This window comes from Dyadobacter sp. CY323 (assembly GCF_021390245.1).
In the GTDB taxonomy this organism is placed as follows: domain Bacteria; phylum Bacteroidota; class Bacteroidia; order Cytophagales; family Spirosomataceae; genus Dyadobacter.
Map to the genome: position 1 here is coordinate 140,485 of NZ_JAJUXH010000011.1, position 19,412 is coordinate 159,896.

18 protein-coding genes are annotated in these 19,412 nt (G+C 45.5%); 3 read left to right on the forward strand and 15 right to left on the reverse strand.

All coding sequences use genetic code 11. The annotated features are described in order from the left end of the window. The first annotated feature begins 51 nt into the window (after positions 1-51). A complete protein-coding gene (locus tag LZG72_RS17310) occupies positions 52-243 on the forward strand; it encodes a cold-shock protein (protein ID WP_167267416.1) in 192 nt (63 codons plus the stop codon). Positions 244-303: 60 nt separating this feature from the next. Here the strand turns inward: LZG72_RS17310 and LZG72_RS17315 are convergent, their stop codons facing one another. The 11 genes from LZG72_RS17315 to LZG72_RS17365 all read right to left on the reverse strand — a co-directional run bounded on the left by LZG72_RS17315 (position 304) and on the right by LZG72_RS17365 (position 12,110). After that, positions 304-1,236 (reverse strand): polysaccharide deacetylase family protein, encoded by a 933-nt coding sequence (locus LZG72_RS17315; RefSeq protein WP_233875354.1) that lies wholly within the window; start codon positions 1,234-1,236, stop codon positions 304-306. Positions 1,237-1,244: 8 nt separating this feature from the next. Continuing rightward, entirely contained in the window at positions 1,245-2,267 is a 1,023-nt protein-coding gene (locus LZG72_RS17320) for an aldo/keto reductase (RefSeq protein ID WP_233875356.1), read from the reverse strand. Positions 2,268-2,304: 37 nt separating this feature from the next. After that, entirely contained in the window at positions 2,305-2,685 is a 381-nt protein-coding gene (locus tag LZG72_RS17325; protein ID WP_233875358.1) for a co-chaperone GroES family protein, read from the reverse strand. Between the two features lie 95 nt (positions 2,686-2,780). Next, positions 2,781-4,241 (reverse strand): MBOAT family protein, encoded by a 1,461-nt coding sequence (locus tag LZG72_RS17330; RefSeq protein ID WP_233875360.1) that lies wholly within the window; start codon positions 4,239-4,241, stop codon positions 2,781-2,783. A gap of 4 nt (positions 4,242-4,245) precedes the next feature. After that, complete coding sequence (locus LZG72_RS17335) at positions 4,246-5,190, reverse strand: glycosyltransferase family 2 protein (protein ID WP_233875361.1); 945 nt, start codon at positions 5,188-5,190, stop codon at positions 4,246-4,248. Positions 5,191-5,263: 73 nt separating this feature from the next. Further along, positions 5,264-6,958 (reverse strand): hypothetical protein, encoded by a 1,695-nt coding sequence (locus LZG72_RS17340; RefSeq protein ID WP_233875363.1) that lies wholly within the window; start codon positions 6,956-6,958, stop codon positions 5,264-5,266. Continuing rightward, positions 6,942-8,378: a DUF6056 family protein gene (locus LZG72_RS17345; RefSeq protein ID WP_233875365.1), complete on the reverse strand. Its 1,437-nt coding sequence runs from the start codon at positions 8,376-8,378 to the stop codon at positions 6,942-6,944. Before LZG72_RS17345 ends, LZG72_RS17340 begins: the two co-directional genes overlap by 17 nt. Further along, complete coding sequence (locus tag LZG72_RS17350) at positions 8,371-9,321, reverse strand: glycosyltransferase family 2 protein (protein WP_233875368.1); 951 nt, start codon at positions 9,319-9,321, stop codon at positions 8,371-8,373. Before LZG72_RS17350 ends, LZG72_RS17345 begins: the two co-directional genes overlap by 8 nt. Positions 9,322-9,416: 95 nt before the next feature. Further along, the gene (locus LZG72_RS17355; protein ID WP_233875370.1) at positions 9,417-10,328 is read right to left on the reverse strand and encodes a DMT family transporter; all 912 of its coding nucleotides are present in this window, start codon (positions 10,326-10,328) and stop codon (positions 9,417-9,419) included. Positions 10,329-10,330: 2 nt separating this feature from the next. Beyond that, complete coding sequence (locus LZG72_RS17360; RefSeq protein ID WP_233875373.1) at positions 10,331-11,413, reverse strand: LptF/LptG family permease; 1,083 nt, start codon at positions 11,411-11,413, stop codon at positions 10,331-10,333. Between the two features lie 13 nt (positions 11,414-11,426). Then, positions 11,427-12,110 carry a metal-dependent transcriptional regulator gene (locus LZG72_RS17365; protein ID WP_233875375.1) on the reverse strand — a complete coding sequence of 228 codons (684 nt, stop codon included), beginning with the start codon at positions 12,108-12,110 and terminating at the stop codon, positions 11,427-11,429. A 131-nt stretch (positions 12,111-12,241) separates the two neighbouring features. Between LZG72_RS17365 and LZG72_RS17370 the strand changes: the two genes are divergently transcribed. Continuing rightward, complete coding sequence (locus LZG72_RS17370) at positions 12,242-13,594, forward strand: Nramp family divalent metal transporter (RefSeq protein WP_233875377.1); 1,353 nt, start codon at positions 12,242-12,244, stop codon at positions 13,592-13,594. Positions 13,595-13,678: 84 nt separating this feature from the next. Next, the gene (locus tag LZG72_RS17375) at positions 13,679-15,625 is read left to right on the forward strand and encodes a KUP/HAK/KT family potassium transporter (RefSeq protein WP_233875379.1); all 1,947 of its coding nucleotides are present in this window, start codon (positions 13,679-13,681) and stop codon (positions 15,623-15,625) included. A gap of 3 nt (positions 15,626-15,628) precedes the next feature. Here LZG72_RS17375 and LZG72_RS17380 read toward each other — a convergent pair whose 3' ends face one another. The 4 genes from LZG72_RS17380 to LZG72_RS17395 form a co-directional block, all read right to left on the reverse strand. After that, on the reverse strand, positions 15,629-16,147 hold the full coding sequence (locus LZG72_RS17380) for a phosphoribosyltransferase family protein (RefSeq protein WP_233875381.1): 519 nt from the start codon (positions 16,145-16,147) through the stop codon (positions 15,629-15,631). Positions 16,148-16,194: 47 nt separating this feature from the next. Next, positions 16,195-16,905 carry a glutamine amidotransferase-related protein gene (locus LZG72_RS17385; protein ID WP_233875383.1) on the reverse strand — a complete coding sequence of 237 codons (711 nt, stop codon included), beginning with the start codon at positions 16,903-16,905 and terminating at the stop codon, positions 16,195-16,197. Further along, on the reverse strand, positions 16,905-18,296 hold the full coding sequence (locus LZG72_RS17390; protein WP_233875385.1) for an aldehyde dehydrogenase family protein: 1,392 nt from the start codon (positions 18,294-18,296) through the stop codon (positions 16,905-16,907). Before LZG72_RS17390 ends, LZG72_RS17385 begins: the two co-directional genes overlap by 1 nt. Positions 18,297-18,428: 132 nt before the next feature. Then, positions 18,429-19,202, reverse strand: coding sequence for a glucose 1-dehydrogenase (locus LZG72_RS17395; RefSeq protein WP_233875387.1), 774 nt, complete (start codon positions 19,200-19,202; stop codon positions 18,429-18,431). Between the last annotated feature and the right edge of the window lie 210 nt (positions 19,203-19,412).

Consider the following 19,412-nt stretch of genomic DNA (forward strand, 5'->3'; position numbering starts at 1 on the left):
TTATTTTTTTTCTATATACATTTGATTTTTAAAAATATAAGATCAATTATAATGGCAGAAGGTACAGTTAAGTTTTTCAATGACTCCAAAGGATTTGGATTCATCCAACCAGCATCTGGTGAAAAAGACATTTTTGTTCACGTTTCAGGTCTTCAAGACGACATCCGTGAAAATGACAAGGTGACTTACGACGTAGAAAATGGAAGAAAAGGTCTAAACGCAGTTAACGTTCGCGTTATCTAAGTTTGGTCATACTAAGACATTTTGAAAGCATGCATCACTGCATGCTTTTTTTGTTGCCCATTACTTCGCTTTCTGCATTTCCTCGTAAGCCTTGTGGATTTCCACATTCTCCGGCTCAGCAAGCATCAGCCCTTTTCTCTCATTCAGGTCTGACATCCAGCGATATAGCCACGAAAACCCTGCATTGCCATGATAATATTCTCTTGACTGATACGCCGGATCTTGCATAGCATCTGCCAAACTGATCATCTGGTAACCCTGCTCTTTCAGTTTCTGGACAAGTACCGGCAGAAAATCGGTGTTGAGCCGATTGTCGTGGCACAGGTAAATCTGTTTCACCGGCCTTTGAAAATTTACCACGGAAACACTGTCAAAATGGGCAAAACGGTCTAAACTCAGTTTTACGTATTGATTACCGATTTCCATTGCACGTTTCTTGTCACCGCTTTTCAGTGCCTTTTCATACAACTGTGTAAAAAGCCAATCCTCACTCTCTACTGTGAACGGTGTGTTTTTATAGTTTTTGGAAACCAGAAACTCCTGCATTTTTAAATGCGCCACGCTGTCCTTTCCCATTGCATTGAACGGAAACCGAAAATAGTCCAGCTTCTTACCTGAACCTTTAAGGATTTCTTTCGTTAGCGTCTCTCCTTTTAAAACGTCCCCGCTGAATGCTTCAAAACCGATTTCACCGTAATTCGGATGAGAGTAACTATGATTGCCTGGCGTGACAAAATCTTTTGAAAGCCAGGTTTTCAACAAGTTTTTGTTTTTATCAAAAGGCTTCGTCTGCCGAAGATTATGTTCGTTTACGAAGATCGCTACCGGGATTTTTAAAGAATCAAGTTTGCTGAGCAATTTCGATGAATAACCGTCTTCCTGAAAAAGACGCACATTCGGGACGTCATCAATCGTAATGGAAACGCTTCGTTTCTGCGCAAATGCTGCGAATGAGCACAGAAACGAAGCGAGTACAAGAATGCTTTTCTTCATGGATCTGGTTAGCTTGGCAAACGGTCTCTTCCCTGGCGCTCGAACATCCATTGCGGGTATTCGGTTTTCAGTGCGCTGATCTCATCCAGTTTGGCAAGATCTGCTTCCGTGAGTTTTACAGAAGTTGCTGCAATATTGTCTTTCAGCTGATCGGGCTTTTTTGCGCCGATTATGACACTCGTAACCGCTTTTTGATGCAGTAACCACGCTAATGCAATTTGCGCCACGGACACTCCGTGAGCCGCGGCGATCGGCTGGATCTCATCGATTATATCGTATGCTTTTTCTTTATCAATCGGCGGAAAATCGAAACTATCGCGACGATTATCACCACTTGTCTGATTGTTGCGGGTATATTTTCCTGAAAGAAATCCACCGGCCAGCGGACTCCACGGCATTAATGCCAGATTCTGGTCTTTCATCATCGGGATCAGCTCCCTTTCCAGATCACGACCGGCGATGGTGTAATAATGCTGACAAGCCACAAATTTAGTCCAGCCATTTTTCTCGGCGATGCCGTTTGCCTTCATAATCTGCCAGGCTGCATGATTGCTCACGCCCAGGTAACGCACTTTTCCGGAACGTACAATGTCTTCCAGACCGCGCATGGTTTCTTCGAGCGACGTCTCCACATCCACACCATGGATGTAAAATAAATCGATATGATCGGTGCCAAGCCGCGACAGACTTTCTTCCACGGAATCCATGATATGCAGTCTCGACAATCCGATCCGATTTGCTCCCGGATCCATTCTGCCTCTCGCTTTTGTCGCGATTACTACTTCATTTCTTCTGATTCCCAGATCTTTAAAAGCTTGTCCGAGAATTGTTTCCGATTTTCCGTACGAATAAACATTCGCTGTATCGAAGAAATTAATGCCACTATCAAATGCAGTTTTAACCAGCGCATTTCCCTCGTCCTGCTGCAAAGTGCCAATCGCTTCCCAATATCCTTCACCACCGAAGGTCATTGTGCCGAAGCATAATTCGGAAACCAGCACACCTGTGTTGCTGAGAAAGTTGTACTTCATATTCTTAAGAGTTTAGTACAAAAAAGAGAATTCAATGCTAGTCGAACAGGTCCTCCGAACGTTCCAGCATGAGGATGGAGGCCTGCGGAACAATCACGTATTTCTGTCCGTCGTATTCCAAATCGATCGCATTACGCTGCAGATAAATGGCGAGATCACCTTCCTTGGATTGTAAAGGCATGTATTTCACCTTTTCTTCGGTTTCTTTCCATGGCTCATCTTCGGCCGCTACGGGAATCGGATAACCGGGGCCTACCTTGATCACATAACCACTTTGCACCTGTTCTTTTTCTGTCACAGTGGGCGGCAGGTACAGGCCGCTATTTGTTCGGTCACTCGGGCTTTTCGGGCGGATCAATACCCGGTCGCCAACTACTATTAAACTTTTTAACCGGTTGTCAGGAGTCACTTCGTACATTATTATATAAACTTTAAGCTAATCGGACGAGACACGATTGGTCCCGTGAATTTTGGTAACAAATAAATGAAGGCAAATGTTGCCCGGTTTTCCTGTTAAAATTGAAAGTAGATGAACTGATTTTCTGTCATAACTCCCAGGAAATAGGTCAAAAACGAAATGACTGGAAAGAGAACAAAAAACAGTACCGTATTTCGCGTTGGAATCTTTTCGTAGTAATGCTCTTTGATCAACAAGAAAACGATCAGAAAAACGCAGAAACACATTTCTGTCAAATTGAATGGGGATAAAATCGGATCTGAAAAAGACAAATTTGCTATACTTTTCAAGATGACCACCGAGCGACCGAGCGGATTCCGGAAAAATACCCATGCCAGCGTCACCAGCATAAAGGTCAGAAATATATTAAATGCCTTTATAAAAGCATTATCCGGAATGGTGATATTCGCTTTTTTCAGCCATTTGTCTCTCAGAGATGCGGATACCTGATAAATGCCGTGCAAACCGCCCCAAATCACAAAACTCCAATTCGTCCCGTGCCATAACCCGCTCACCATGAACACAATCATTTGGTTGCGGTATTTCATAAATTCCCCATTCCGGTTGCCACCAAGCGGAATATATAAATAGTCCCTGAACCAGGTCGATAGCGAAATATGCCACCTTCCCCAGAACTCGGGAATGGACCGGGCCTCATAAGGTGACCGGAAATTGTCCATTAACGTAAAACCCATTACCCTGGCCGCACCGATTGCAATATCGGAATAGCCGGAAAAGTCGCAGTAGATCTGAAAGGAATAAAAGATTGTGGCGACCAATAATGTCAATCCATTATGTTCTGTACCCGGATGGTAGGCGTAATCCACCATCATAGAAAGCCTGTCGGCGATCACCATTTTTTTGAAAAACCCGAACGCCATTTGCATTAACCCCTGCTTTACCTGTTCAAAATCGTATTTAAAGTAGGTATGAAACTGGAAAAGCATATTCTGCGGGCGCTCGATCGGACCTGCCACCAGCTGCGGGTAAAACATCACATACAACGCATAAATGCCGAAATGCTTTTCAGCAGCCTGGTTCCCACGGTACACCTCGATCGTGTAACTCATGGCCTGAAACGTGTGGAACGACAATCCGATCGGCAGTATAACCTTACCTGCGCCAGTTGTCATCCATTCGGCAACCGGTCCCGGAATGAGCCGCGTTAGTTGGGGGACAAATGGCCGGATATCCATGCTGGCAAGAATGGCGTTGACCGAATCCCGCCCAAAATCATAGTATTTGAAAAATGCGAGTATGCCGATATTTGAGATCAGACTGATGATCAAAAGCAGCTTTTTCCGCCTTTGGTTTTCCGATTTCTCGATCCAGATCCCGGCGTAGTAATCGATGATGATGGTACCAAACAGGATCAGGATAAAGACCGGTTTGAAAACCATGTAAAAGTAGCAGCTCGCAACAAGTAACAGAATCCAACGCCCGCGCAACGGCAGGCTAAAATAAGCCAGCGTGACAACGATAAAGAAAATAATGAATTGGATTGAGTTGAAAAGCATCAGATCAAATGTACTCGCGATTGACGATTTCCTCTTTAATTATAAAAAGAGGCCGGTTTTTGGATTGAAAAAAGATCCGCAGCACATACTCGCCGATGATCCCGAGGGCCAGCAACTGCACGCCGCTAAACAGGATAATGACAAAAAGCAGGGATGTAAAACCTTCGATTACGTGGGTAAAAAACATTTTCTTGACTACTACTGTCAGAAAATAAATGAGGGATATCATAATTGCGACAATCCCCATCCGGCTCATGAACTTGATCGGGAATTCGCTGAAATTGAAAATCCCGTTATATGCCAGCTGAAACAGTTGCTTAAACGAATATTTAGATTCTCCTGCCGCTCTCGCATCTCTCTCATACTCAAACCCTACCTGTTTGAAACCGATCCAGGAACGCATTCCCCGCAGGTACCGGCTTTCTTCCGGCATTTTGTTCAAAACATCCACTACCCGGCGGCTGATCAATGCGAAATCACCACTGTCGAGCGGGATTTCGACGTAGGAAATGGAACGGAGAATGCGGTAAAATAAATGGTAACCTGTGCGTTTTACGAATCCTTCCTTGCGCTTTTTCCTGACCGCATAAACGACATCATTTCCGTCTTTCAGCAATTTGTAAAAATCGGGAAGCAGTTCGGGAGGATCTTGCAAATCACCATCGATCACAAATAATGCCTCCGTGCCTCTTGCGGATGAAATTCCCGCAGTCAATGCCAGCTGGTGGCCGTGATTTCTGGAAAGAAAAACACCGTGATAGCGATCGTCAGTCAACGCTAGTTGCCTGATTTTTAAAGCGGTATCATCCTTACTGCCATCATCTATCAAGACCACTTCAATAGAAAGCGGACTGGAATCCATTAATGCATTAATGCGCTGAACCAGCAGTGGGAAAGATTCTGACTCATTATAAAGCGGCGCAACAATGGAAATCTGCGTGGTTTTCAATATGCTACGGTTTTCGATTGGATCAATAGCGGCAAAAATACACCTTTCGACGTATTATAGAAACTGGAATTATTTAAGGTATTGTGATTTTTCTAAGAATTCCCCCGCTCGCAGTTCCACGTTGTGTGCGGATAACGCCGAGATCGTACGTGCCGGGAAGTAGCGAGGCATGCGGGATAAATGCATCGGCGCCTTTGTCGTACTGACGAAAAATGTTCCTTCCCGAGTATTTATGAGGCTCCATTTTGAAAAAGTAGAGGTGTTTGTCATTTCTCACAAATGCGAACTCTGCATGGTCACGGGAAAATGATTTATCAATTTCCGGATCATTCACATAAAATAAGGAATCTTTCTCATCCACAGTGATTTGAAAGTCGGGATTAAGATTTTGGGTTAAACCGGTTACTGTTTGGGCCAGCGCATTTCCCTTTTCAGGATAAGTATAAACTCCCCGCCGCACCATATCTTTCATTAAACTATCCACATAAGCCGCACTTTTGGAATAAGGTACATGCCCAAGCCCAAATCCATTATGTTCCTGATTGTACCCATTCACCGTGAGGTACTTATGACGTTCCGTGATGGCGGGCAGGTAGTTGAATATCGAGATTCCCCAAATGAAAATACTGACCAGAGTTACAAGCTGAAAACCACGCATTTTAACAATTTCTCTGGATGCTGAGCCGATGAATGTGAGATACGCGACGATCAGAAACAGTGCGGGATACATTTTGTAATTGCTTACGATCATCACAAAAAACCCGAAACGCGGCCTCAGCAGACAGATAATGAGCGCATTGACCAATAAGAAAGTGAGAATACCCAGCAGAAATGTAGAAAATGGTTGCAACGATGGTTTCACAGCCAGTTGTTGCTCTTTCGAAGGCCACCCGAACCCAAGTCCAAACCATGACCAAAGTTGTTTCCATAACCATATTGCGATCCAGATCATCACCGCAAAACCCATTAGAACCGGTAATGCAGAACGTATTACGATGGACTTTTCGGGAAAGAAATCAAACAACCCACCCAAATGTGCGAAGAAACCTAAAACGGATAAATGCGGGTTTTTCAACAGAAAATCAATGCTGGACTCATTTCCCTGGGCGGACAAACCGTAGAGATAAAAACCAATAGAAAATAATGCAGCTACGCACCAGAAAATCAACTCTTTATATCTTGCCCTGAATAATAAAACCACAAATCCGGCCGGCCAGACAAAAAGTCCGCTGCTCATCGCATAAGTTGCGCAAACTGCCGCTGTAATCGCCCATACCAATCGTTTTTCCGACAACAAATACATGGAAATGCAGACAAAAAAGATGGCAGGCTGATGTTGTAATCCGGTTATCGCCCAGAGAAAAACCAGATGAAACTGCATTTGAAATAACAAAAACGGCACCGGCAGAAAGTAGTACCAGGGCAAGCCACTCCGCCGGAATGAACGCCAGAAAAGGTATAGCACCCCCAATGTAAAGCAGGCGCCGATCATGTGAAGGAAGGTAAAGTTCAGATGTCCGGTTAGCCAGTAATATCCAAGTGTGATCAGTTTGCCGACAACCATCCGGTGCTCATTATTCGGCTGAAAAAGCAAATTGAGCCGGTCGGAAAAATCGGTATCCGTGATCCATTTATGCAGAAAGTCAGGAAATGGGTCGAAATCGTCGTACCAGGGAAGGTTTACGGAATAATATAAAATCACAAATACCCATAATAGAATGGGTACGGCCATCAGGATCGCAGGCAGGAGTTTACTGTTTTTGCTCACCTTCGGGGTTTTTCACTGTGATCACCTTTTTGCCATAATACCCTGCCATACACTTGTTCCACCAGGAGGTACTATCGGTTTTGATATCATCGTCGACAAAAATGGAGAGTGGCTTCGACTGGATCAGAGGTAAGGCTACGATATCATCTTTTGCATTTTCGAGCATGGCATATCGTGCGTACATTTCTTTGTCAAAAGCCGCTGCTTTTCCTTTCAGCAAGTCTCTGTAAAGCATATGTACATTCACGCTCCGGTAAAAAAACAAGGCAATCGAAATGACCAGGATTGCGTAAAGTGCCCCATAACGAACCACCGTGAAGTGAAAATAGTCGATTCTTCTCTTTTTGAAATAATGAAAAACAACCCCGATCAGATAGAACCAGCCGATCAGAAAGAAAAAGTAAACGCAATTGATTACCCTGGGTGCCGGATCAATCCCTACTCCATAATAATTCGGGAAAAGCTGCGCGGCGAGAACGCCTACAAATAGTAATACAGCATACCAGACGGGTATCGAAAAGTAAATGCGCGCACCTTCGGAAACACGCGAAAGAACGACCAGCCAGGCAACGGAAAAGAACAGTAACGGTGTTCTGAAAAGCCAGTCATACGAGAGTTTCGCCAGCATTTTAAATGACGAAATGACTGAGAAAACAATATCGCCCCCCAAAGGATTGGTACCAATCCGGGCGTCGTTACCGGGCGCGGCAAAAAATAGATAACATGAAAGCATCGCCACTACCAGCATGGCGATCATGAAACCGTCCACTTTCCGGTGGTAAAGAATCCGGTAAATCCACCAGGCACCGATGAGTAACACCATCGTCAACAGATTAGGCTCGCTGCATCCGATCGCTGCGAAAACAAGGATGCCCGCCAGGATACCGACAGAAATCTTGGCTTGCTGCGTATCCTGACGGTAATAACGCAAAACCAACACGATCCATAAAAGGGTAAGAATACTGGGAACCGTAAAGGTTACAAAACCCGCCATCCAGTAGAATGCCTCGGCAATACTGGCCATTCTCACCACAAAAAGAAAGAATACGACCCCGGCAAATCCAATGTGCGCAATGCGTGAAAGTGTGGGCGTGAGGTGGCGGAAAAGACTATATAATGAGAAAATGGTACTGGCAATGAGAACGACCGGCAGAACCTTGAACCCGGTGATTGAGTGAAAAAGAAGTGGGTTGGTGTGATTCAGAAAGATACCGAAATAGCGGCCCGTCCAGCCGGTGTAGTACAGTTTCATGGCGCCGAACCAGCCGTATTTAAAGACAGTATCAATGTAACAGTAGTCATCGGCAGGCGAAGGGTGATTGTAGTAGGAAAGCGCCAGCATCGGTATCAGCACCACGAGCATCAACACGATGTTAATGTAATTCCCTACACTCCTGTATTTTCGATAAAATCTATTCATTGACCGTTTTTTCAATAATGTAACGTGGGCGTCCTTTTACCTCCTCATAAATTTTTCCGATGTATTCCCCGATCAGGCCGAGTGCCATCATGTTGGAACCGCTGAAAAAAGTCAGTGGCAGCATGGTCGACGTCCAGCCGGGTACCGTGAAACCCACCAGGTATGAGAAAAGGATATACACCACGATGACCATGGCAATTATGAAATTGAAGACCCCAAAGTAAAGGACCAGCCGCATCGGGAAGGTCGAGAATGAAGTAATTCCATTCCAGGCGAACAGCAACATTTTACTTAATGGGTATTTGGTTTCGCCGGCTTCGCGTTCCAGGCGGTTATAGTAAACTTTGTCGTTTCGAAAGCCGATGAGCGGGACAATGCCGCGTAAAAACAAATTGATCTCTTTGAAATTCCCCAGTTCCTGCAAAACCCGGCGGTCCATTAACCTGAAATCCGCGTGATTGAAGACAACGGGAACACCCATTTTTTGCATTAATATATAAAACCGCTCGGCCGTAAATCGCTTGAACCAGCTATCTGAACTCCGGTCGCCGCGTACACCGTAAACGACCATTGCTCCGTCGCGGTGTTTTTGGATCATCGCCGTAATGGCGTTGATGTCATCCTGCAAGTCGGCATCGATGGTGATGAAACAATCGAATTTCTCCATATGCTGTTCCAAACCGGCCATAATCGCACTTTGGTGCCCGAAATTCCGGGACAATCCTACTCCAATCACATTCGGGTCTTTGCCGCACAGTTCTTCAATAATATTCCAGGTCTTATCACGGCTGCCGTCATTTACAAAGCAGATACGGCTGTCGTCTGCGATCAGGCCTTGTTGTTTAATGGAATTGAAGTAAATGTTTAGTTTAGAATACGTTAGATACAAAATCGCTTCCTCATTGTAACAAGGTATTACTAAAAGTAAACGTGCTGGATTCATATATCCTCTATTGATTGAATCGACAAAAATAGCAGTAATAAGTTAACATGCGCCTTTTGGAATATTCCATTACGGCATTTCACTCAATCTTCAATTCAATTGCCTTCCGATTTTCTCCCTCCAAAAACCGTATTGACAAGTACCGGATATAACAGTACTGCGAGAAGGATCAGCAAGGTACCAAGATAAAACTCGCGCGTCATGCGTTCCTTTTCTCCCAAAAAGAAAAAAGCTAGAGCAATGCCGTAAACTGGTTCGAGATTAATGGTCAGGTTGATTAAATAGGCGGAAAATTGCTTCATCAGCTGGGTCGACATCGTACTGGCGTAAACAGTGCAAATGAATGCGAGAAATAATATCCAGATCCAGTCTTTCGATATGGGAATGAATGGCGCCCCGCCCGTCCAGCCCTGCCATTCGGAGATGACCAGAAACATCAGTGAAAAAACCGTTGCACCTGTCATTTCATAAAAAGTAATGATAAAAGCGTCATTTCGCTGTACCAACCGACTATTCGCCACCGTGAACATCGCCGCCAGCAATGCAGACGATAATGCAAGTCCCAATCCCAGCGCATGATCAAATTCAAACCGAAAAACCACGTACAAGCCGGCAAATGCCAGAATGCCCAAACCTACTTCGAGCGGGCTGATTTTTCTTTTGTTCACCAAAGGTTCGATCAGGCTCGTCCAGAGAGAAGTCGTAGCCATTCCTGCCAGACAAACGGAAGCAGTAGAAACGCGGGCAGACGCAAAAAACAGCATCCAATGGGCAGAAAGTATAAAACCGACTACGAACATCCTGATCAGGTCTGTTCGCGAGGTTTGAAAGGATTTACGTTTAACCAGAATAATGACTGCCACTCCGATCGCTGCGAAAAAGGTCCGGTATAAAACCAATGCGACCGGCGAAATGCTTACCATCAGGCCAACAATAGCAGTAAATCCCCAGATCAATACCAGAAAATGAAGGTGCAGGTACGACCGCAATGCTGTGGACGAAAACATAGTTACCTGGGCAATGTTTTATACAAAACCAGTCCGATCAGAGAAAAAACGATATTGGGCAGCCACACCGCAAAAAGCGTATTGATCGTACCGGCCTCGGCCACGCCTTTTGATAAAAGGAAAAACAGGATGTAAATAAATGCCAGCATAAAACCCAGTGCAATCTGCCAGCCTACCCCCCGCCTGCTTTTTCGTGCCGAAACGATCACGCCGATGGCGGTTAAGATCAATATCGCAAAAGGTTGTGTAAAGCGAATGTATTTTTCAATCAGATAAACTTCCAATCCATCGGCTCCCCGACTTTTGAGCAAGTCAATGTAGGCATTTAATTCAGGTAATGTAAAGGTTTCGAACAAGTTATAGTCACTTTCAAAATCCTTTGGGGACAGGTTTATGGTGGTGTCAATGGCGCTGCCGTTGCTCAGTTTTTCCCCCAGACTATCGAGCGTCCGGATCTGGTAGTTTTGCAGCGTCCATTTGCCTTTTTTAGGTTGCCAGACGATTTTGTCCGCGTAAAACTTTTGCAGAAGCTTCGTGCCTTTGATCGTCTCCATCGTAAACTTGTTGCCGGTCTGAGACGTGGTATTGTAGCTTTCGAGGTAGGCGTAAACGTCCGGTGCGATGGTAATATGCACATTATGACCGCTGAAATAGAACTCTTGCTTTACATAAGTCTTCTCAAAACCATTCCGGATTTTGTTCGCCTTAGGCAGTATCCAGCCTACCTGAATGAAAGTAACGAGCCCAAGTATGGCGGCGCCGACCATATACGGCAATAACATTCGCCCGAAACTGATCCCACTGCTCAGCATAGCTACAATTTCTGTTCTCGCCGCAATGCGTGACGTAAAAAATACAGTCGCGATGAAAACCATCAGCGGGCTGATGTAGTTGATCCAGTACGGGATCAGATTGAGGTAATAATCAATGAGGATTTCATTGAGCGGGGCTTTCTTATCCAGGAAATCGTCCACTTTTTCGGTGTAGTCAATCATGCAGATGATCAGCACAATGACGAAAGCGACGAAAACGTATGTAATGAGGAAGTTTTTGATCAGGTAACGATCCAGTATTTTAAATCTCATGATGGGCTAGCTGTCATCTGCGTTGTACCAATACATTTTTAGATACTTCGAGACTGATAAACAACGTAGGCCCACCGTCTATTTGTACAGATGCCGACCTGTCATATTCATTGATTTCTTTAACCTCGATCAGCGACCCGAGTGTGAGACCGGACCGGTCGAGATGCTGCAGAAAGGAAGGTGCATGATCCAGAACGCCCATCATTCTTACCTTTTCGCCTAGCTGCACGTCGGTAAGTACGCCGTAGTCGGGCTCCATCAGGTTGCCTTTTGCATCCGGTATAGGGTCTCCGTGGGGGTCGAATCGGGGATGTCCTAAAAATGCATCCAGCTTTTCCACCAGGATCTCAGAAGGTATATGTTCCAGTTCCTCCGCAATGTCATGCACCTCATCCCAGCCAAAACCGAGTTTTTCAACTAAAAACACTTCCCAGAGCCGATGCTTGCGGATTACCTTAATTGCAACTTTTTCGCCCAGTTCCGTAAGTGTTACGCCCTGATATTTTTTGTAGTTGATTAATCCTTTTTCCGCCAGTTTTCGTAACATATCCGTTACCGATGCCGCGCGGGTCGCAGTACTTTCCGCCAGGGCATTGGTACTTACTTCCCCGCCGTCCCTGCCGGACAAAGCGTGAATAATTTTCAGATAATTTTCTTCGGTGAAGGAGTTCTGCATTTCAAGCTCGCACTTTGGCATGATTTGGATCAGAGCAAAAGTACACTTTACTAATCAGAATATAAAAAATTTAGACTAGTCTAAATTTTATTTAAGAATTTCCTTATATTTGTTTTCAGTAGACAAAATTGTTTATTTCGACCGGGGCAAAAATGTTTGACAGTTTAAAAATAAAGGATTCAGTGAAATCGAAAAGCGGCGACAAGTCCGATCAGCTAGCTTCATTATCGGAGGTACATTCGTCGATCGCCATTCCAGAGGGAGCGGGCTTCTGGAAAAAGATGATGGCATTTGCCGGCCCGGGGCTCATGATTTCGGTAGGTTACATCGACCCGGGAAACTGGGCCACTGACATTGAAGGAGGTTCGAGATTTGGTTATGCACTTCTTTCCGTAATCCTTATATCCAATCTTTTTGCGATGCTTTTGCAGCATCTTTCCCTCAAATTGGGCATTGCGTCCGGCCGTGACCTGGCACAAGCTTGCCGCGATTATTATTCACGACCGGTTTCGTTTTTATTATGGATCCTGGCCGAGATCGCCATCGCAGCCACCGACCTGGCCGAAGTAATCGGTTCCGCTATTGCATTGAACCTACTTTTTGGTCTTCCACTGCCGGTTGGAGTTGTTTTAACCGCCTTTGACGTATTGATCGTACTTTATTTTCAGCAAAAAGGATTCCGCATTATCGAAAGCATTGTGGCCGGTTTAATGGGAATTATCCTGCTGAGTTTTATTTATGAAATGATCGTTTCCCAGCCCTCACTTTCGGGAATTATGGGAGGTTTGCTGCCCAAAACGGAAATCATAACCAACCCAGGAATGCTTTACATTGCAATCGGGATTTTGGGCGCGACGGTGATGCCACATAATCTCTACCTCCATTCCAGTATTGTACAAACGCGCGCTTTTAAACGGGATGACGAGGGCAAAAAAACCGCCATTAAGTTCGCTACCATCGATTCGACCGTTTCACTTGCACTGGCATTCTTCATCAACGGTTCCATTCTGATACTCGCCGCCACTGCATTTCACGCAAATGGTCATTTTGAAATTGCGGATATTACAGACGCCTACCACTTGCTCGATCCAGTATTAGGTGTGAGCCTGGCAGGGATTTTCTTTGCATTGGCATTGCTCGCATCCGGTCAGAGTTCGACACTGACGGGGACCCTGGCCGGACAGATCGTCATGGAAGGATTTCTGAATATCCGGCTCAAACCCTGGTTACGCCGGCTAATCACCCGTGGGATCGCGATTATCCCCGCATTGATCGTCTCCTCGCTTTATGGCGAACGGGGGACGGCAGAGTTACTGGTTTTCAGCCAGGTCATCCTTTCCTTACAACTCAGTTTTGCGGTTGTTCCACTCGTTTTCTTCACTTCTAACCATAAAATCATGGGAAAATTTGCGAACACGAAATTGGTAACCGCATTGAGCTGGCTCATTACTTTGACGATCATCAGCCTGAACGGATATCTCCTTTTTAATACTTTTACGGGCTAAATTCCTACTCTCTAAATTATTTTTTGTCCGGCGTGATTTCTTTCCATGCGGTTTCCTAACTTTCGCTGATTTATTAAAAGGTGAATGGAATCAAAGCATAAAGTCGACAAGGTTACAGCCGCAGGCGTATTGGTTGCATTTGGGATTATTTATGGGGACATCGGAACCTCTCCATTGTATGTAATGCAGGCAATTATCCTCAATGAAAGGATAACCGAAGAAATTATTTACGGAGCCATATCCTGCATTTTCTGGACACTTACGCTCCAAACCACCATTAAATATGTAATTCTAATCCTGCGCGCCGATAACCGTGGCGAGGGAGGGATTTTCGCCCTGTACGCATTAGTCAGGAAGCATGCCAAATGGCTGACGGTCCCCGCCATTATCGGGGGTAGTACGCTGCTGGCCGACGGGATCATTACCCCACCCATTTCCGTCTCTTCCGCGGTCGAGGGTTTAAGATTGATCTACCCTAATATTCAGACAGTCCCCATTGTAATCGGGATCCTCACATTCATTTTCGTCATTCAGGCATTTGGTACCAAAGTGGTCGGCAGAGCTTTCGGGCCGTTGATGGTAACCTGGTTTGTAATGCTGGGTATCCTTGGTTTATTCCAAATCATAGACCACCCCGAGATCCTGAAAGCAGTGAACCCGATGTATGGCTACGACCTCATCACCAAACATCCGGGAGGTTTCTGGATTCTGGGAGCTGTATTTTTATGTACCACCGGCGCAGAAGCATTATACTCCGACCTTGGACATTGCGGCCGGGAGAATATCCGGATCAGCTGGATTTTTGTTAAGATCTGCCTGTTGCTTAATTACTTTGGTCAGGGAGCTTGGCTGATCACTGAAATGGGTAACCTGCTCAATGCGCGGAAACCATTCTATGAAATTATGCCTGAATGGTGGCTTTTGCCAGGGGTCGTGATTGCGACGTTAGCCGCGATCATTGCCAGTCAGGCGGTTATTACGGGATCTTTCACGTTGATTTCAGAGGCAATTCGTCTGAATTTCTGGCCAAAAGTCCGGTTAAATTATCCGAGTGATCAAAAAGGACAATTATATGTACCGAGTATCAACTGGCTTTTGTGGCTTGGTTGCAGCGGAGTGGTTTTGTACTTCAAGCAATCTTCCAACATGGAGGCGGCTTACGGACTTGCAATCACGCTGACGATGATCATGACGACGATTCTGTTCTCTTATTACCTCTATATCAAAAGAGTAAACTTGTGGATTGTGATCATTTTCATGGGCATTTACCTGTTCATTGAAGGTATGTTCCTTGGCGCAAACCTTTTGAAATTCACACACGGAGGCTGGTTTACCATCATGGTTGGCGCACTCGTCGCCGGGCTGATGACGGTTTGGCTCAGAGCTTTTTACATCAAACTAAGGTTAACCGAATACACCAAACTCGAAAAATACCTGCCGGCACTTCACGAACTGAGCCGCGACATCAGCATCCCGAAATACACGACACACCTCGTATTTATGACCAATGCGTCGCGCGCTACGGAAATTGAGACAAAAGTGATTTACTCTATTTTCCAAAAACGGCCGAAACGTGCTGATGTTTACTGGTTTATCCACGTCGATATTACCGATGACCCGTACACAATGGAATATAAGGTGTTATCGGATGATGACAACGACGACAATGTCATCAAGATCAATTTCCGCCTCGGTTTCCGTGTGGATCAGCGTATTAATATGTTTTTCCGGAAAGTGGTGGAAGACATGGTGATGAATAAAGAAGTGGACATTACCAGCCGCTATGAGTCACTCAGCAAGCAAAATATCACCGGCGATTTCCGGTTTGTCGTGCTGGAACGTTTTCTCTCATTCGAGAATGATCTGCCCTTTTTCGAGCAGCTGGTCATGAAAACCTACTTCTTTGTGAAGGATTTTACAACGCCGGAAGATAAATGGTTTGGGCTCGACAGCAGTTCGGTCAAAATCGAAAAGGTACCGCTCATTATCCGACCGGTGGAAAATGTGAAGCTGCGCCGGGTTTTCAATTAGGTTTTATTTTAAATAAACACCTTCTTCCTCAGCTTCACTTAAGATCACTTTCACGTGCTCGGTAAGCGTTGTGCTCAATGAAAAGCCAACATAATCGGCATGTACCGGAAATAAATGATGTCCGCGGTCTACAACAACGGCCACCTGCACCTTTTTCATCCGGACTTTCAGAAACGGTTCCAGTGCGAATGCGAGTGTACGACCGGTATATAAAACATCGTCTGCAACGATAACCACCTTATTTTCAACATCAAAGTCTTTGTCAAATAGAATTGGACTTTGGTGGTGAAGATGTTTATCGAAACGCAGTTCTACCAATTGGACGTCCAGCGGAGAAATGTCCAGCAATTCGGCGCTGAGCCTTTTAGCAAAAGCATAACCCTCGCCGGAGATGCCGGCGACGATGATGCCGGTTTCCTCGAAGTTTTGTTCATATATTTCAAAAGCAATCCTTCGGATTTTCTGGCCTGTTTGATGAGAACTTAGAATTTGACGCTGGGAAGAAATGCGGCTATCACTCATTGGAATGCGAATTCGTTAAACTTGAGAAGTAAAATTAAGAATACAAATCACTTCTTCATAACCTCGGCGAAGTTCTTCATCCACTCCGCCATAATTGTCCCGTGCACCGGCAGTTCAAGACTTCGAATGCCTTCTTCCACTTTTTCCTGGCCAATGCGCTCCACCCGAAGCTCCATTAATGCCTGATCATATTTTTTGGAGAACTCGGGATGCGCCTGCACACCCAGCATATTTTCACCAACCCTGAACATCGCAACCGGACAATCCGGCGCAGTTGCGAGCAAAGTGCTGTCCGGCGGAAGCGCAACAACCTGGTCCTGGCACATCATAAGCAAGTTGATCTCAGGAAATTCCGGCTCCATCCAGTCCTCTGTTTTTGTAATTCCAAACGTATGAACGCCGACACACCAACCTACCTCTGACTTTGCTACTCTTCCGCCCAACGCTTCTGCCAGCATCTGATGACCAAAGCAAACGCCCAGGTAAATTTTACCAGACTGATAGATGTCATTTACAAAAAGTTTTAAGCGGTCAATCCATTCCTCCTGGTCATAAACGGAGTATCGCGAACCTGTACAAATGTAAACGTCGCATTCATGTACCGAAGCCGGAAACTGCCCATTCACTGCATCGTAAAAGGTAAAATCCCATTCTTCTGCAACCTTTGAAAACAAAGCAGGGAATATCTCGCGATAATCCCCGTCAATATGCAGTAACTCCTCGCGCACATGGTCGCATTCCAGCAATCCAACTTTCATCACGCGTTGATTTTCAAATGAAATGATTTTGGGCGGGTTAATGCCTCATAACCCACTGTGGATAAAGTACATCCGCGTCCCGAATTTTTGACTCCCGTCCAGGCAAGTGCAGGGTCCAGGTAGTCGCAGCGATTCATAAACCACGTTCCGGTTTCGACTTGCTCGCCGATTTTCAGCGCAGCATCCACGTCTTTTGTCCAGATTGAAGCGGTTAAGCCATACTGGCTGTCGTTCATCAATGCAATCGCTTCCTCATCGCTGCTCACCGGCATAATACCCACCACCGGCGCAAACGTTTCCTCACTCATTACCTGCATGGAATGATTTACATTCACCAAAACTTGTGGCGCCAGATAAGGAGTACTATTTTTATGTGCAGGGAATAATGTCGGGTCAATCAATGGAGTAGCACCCTGTGAAATCGCTTCCTCGATCTGATTTTGAGCAAAATCGGCAGCCGAAGTGCGGACCATCGGGCCTAATGTAGTTTCACTGTCCGTCGGATCGCCGAGAACATAGGTTTTGGTAAGCTTTGCAAATTCGCTTACAAACTTGTCATAAATCTCCTGGTGTACATAAATCCGTTCGATCCCGCAGCAGGATTGCCCCGAGTTAAAAAATGATCCATCGACCAGATTTTCAACGGCGTCGGCCAAATCGGCATCGGGTCGCACGTAGGCAGGATCTTTTCCGCCCAGCTCCAAACCCCCGATGATAAACCTTTCATTAATAGCCTTTTGAACCGCATGACCACCTTCCACAGAACCGGTAAATGCGACATAATCGATCCGCTCGTCGCCGATCACCTGTGCAACCTGATCATGACTTAAATGCAAATATTGAAAAACACCAGTTGGCAAACCGGCATATTCAAATGCAGCTGCATAACGTTCGGCACACAACGGCGTTTGTTGCGCGTGTTTTAAAATCACTGCATTACCCGCCATAATTGCAGGAACTACCGAATTTACAGACGTTAAATACGGATAATTCCAAGGCGCTACTACGAAAACAACACCGAGTGGGTCGCGACGGATAAATCGCCTAAAACCCGGAATCTCGTCAACTTCCACATCTGCCAGCGCTTTCTCAGCCACCGAAATCATATAATTCGCCCGTTCCTTAAACCCTTTCCGGATCTCATTCGCAGTATAGCGGACCGGCCGCCCCATTTGCCAGGTCAGTTCCAGGCCGATCTCGTCTGCATTGTCTAGAAAGTATTCCAATGCTTTGCGGCAAATAGCCTCACGCTCGGCAAGGCTCGTTTTCCGCCATTGTTTCTGAGCAGTTACAGCATTTATCAAGGCATTTTCAACACCATCTGCATCTGCCAATGTACGTTCGACATAGACGGAGCCGTCGATAGGGCTTATTGTTTTTTGAATTGACATTTTTTTAAATGGAGTAAGGGGAAGATGGGGGAAAGGGAGGATGGAGGATGGAGGATAAACGAAGAGAGAGTCACTTCCTCCCTAATTCCCTTTCCCTTACTTCCCTCCTCCTTTCTTCCCTTCTCCCTATAATTAAACCGGTGTTACATAAGCAGATGTGATTCCGCCATCGACCAGAAAGTCGGTACCGGTGACAAACGACGATTCGTCCGAGGCAAGAAATAATGCCGCGTAGGCCATTTCTTTTGCTTCCCCAAAACGTCCCATTGGGATGTGAACCAGGCGGCGCTGTTTTTTCTCCTCAGTATTCAGAAATTTCATCAATAACTCCGTGCGTAACGGGCCGGGACATAATGCATTGACGCGGATATTTTCGCGGGCGTGGATCACTGCCAGTTCGCGGGTGAGTGCAAGTACCGCGCCTTTGCTGGCAGTGTAAGCAATTTGCGGCGTGGCGGCACCAAGAATGGCAACAAAAGAGGCAGTGTTAATGATCGACCCGCCTCCCGCTCTTTGCAATGCCGGAATACCATATTTACAACCCAGAAAAACCCCTTTTGCATTGATATTCATCGTGAGGTCCCAGATGGATTCCTCCGTTGTCATCGCATTATCATCGTCACTGTGCATAATCCCCGCATTGTTGAAAATGATATTCAGCTTCCCGAATTTTTCTTCGGTAAAAGCGACTGCAGCTTCACAGTCGGCAGCTTTGGACACGTCGGAATGAAGAAAAAATGCGTCACCGCCATTAGTGACAATTTCATTCGCCGTGAGCTGACCTTCGGCATCATTTACGTCAGTTACGACAATTTTTGCACCTTCCTTCGCAAACAAAAGGGCAGTTTCGCGGCCAATCCCGCCACTTCCACCCGTGATGAGGGCTACTTTATTTTCTAAACGCATTGATATGGGTGTTAATAGGTTATGTATTTTAATAGTAATAGAATCGAAAGTGATTTTGTAAAATTTTGACGTACGATTTCGTAAGGTTATGATTTCAATTGGTACCGGAAACAGGAGGCCCCGCCGGGGCCTTGATTTCTTTTAGGAGGTATTTTGCTAGAAACAGGGAGCCGCTCTGCGGCTGGGTTCCTAATTAACTAATTTCCCCAC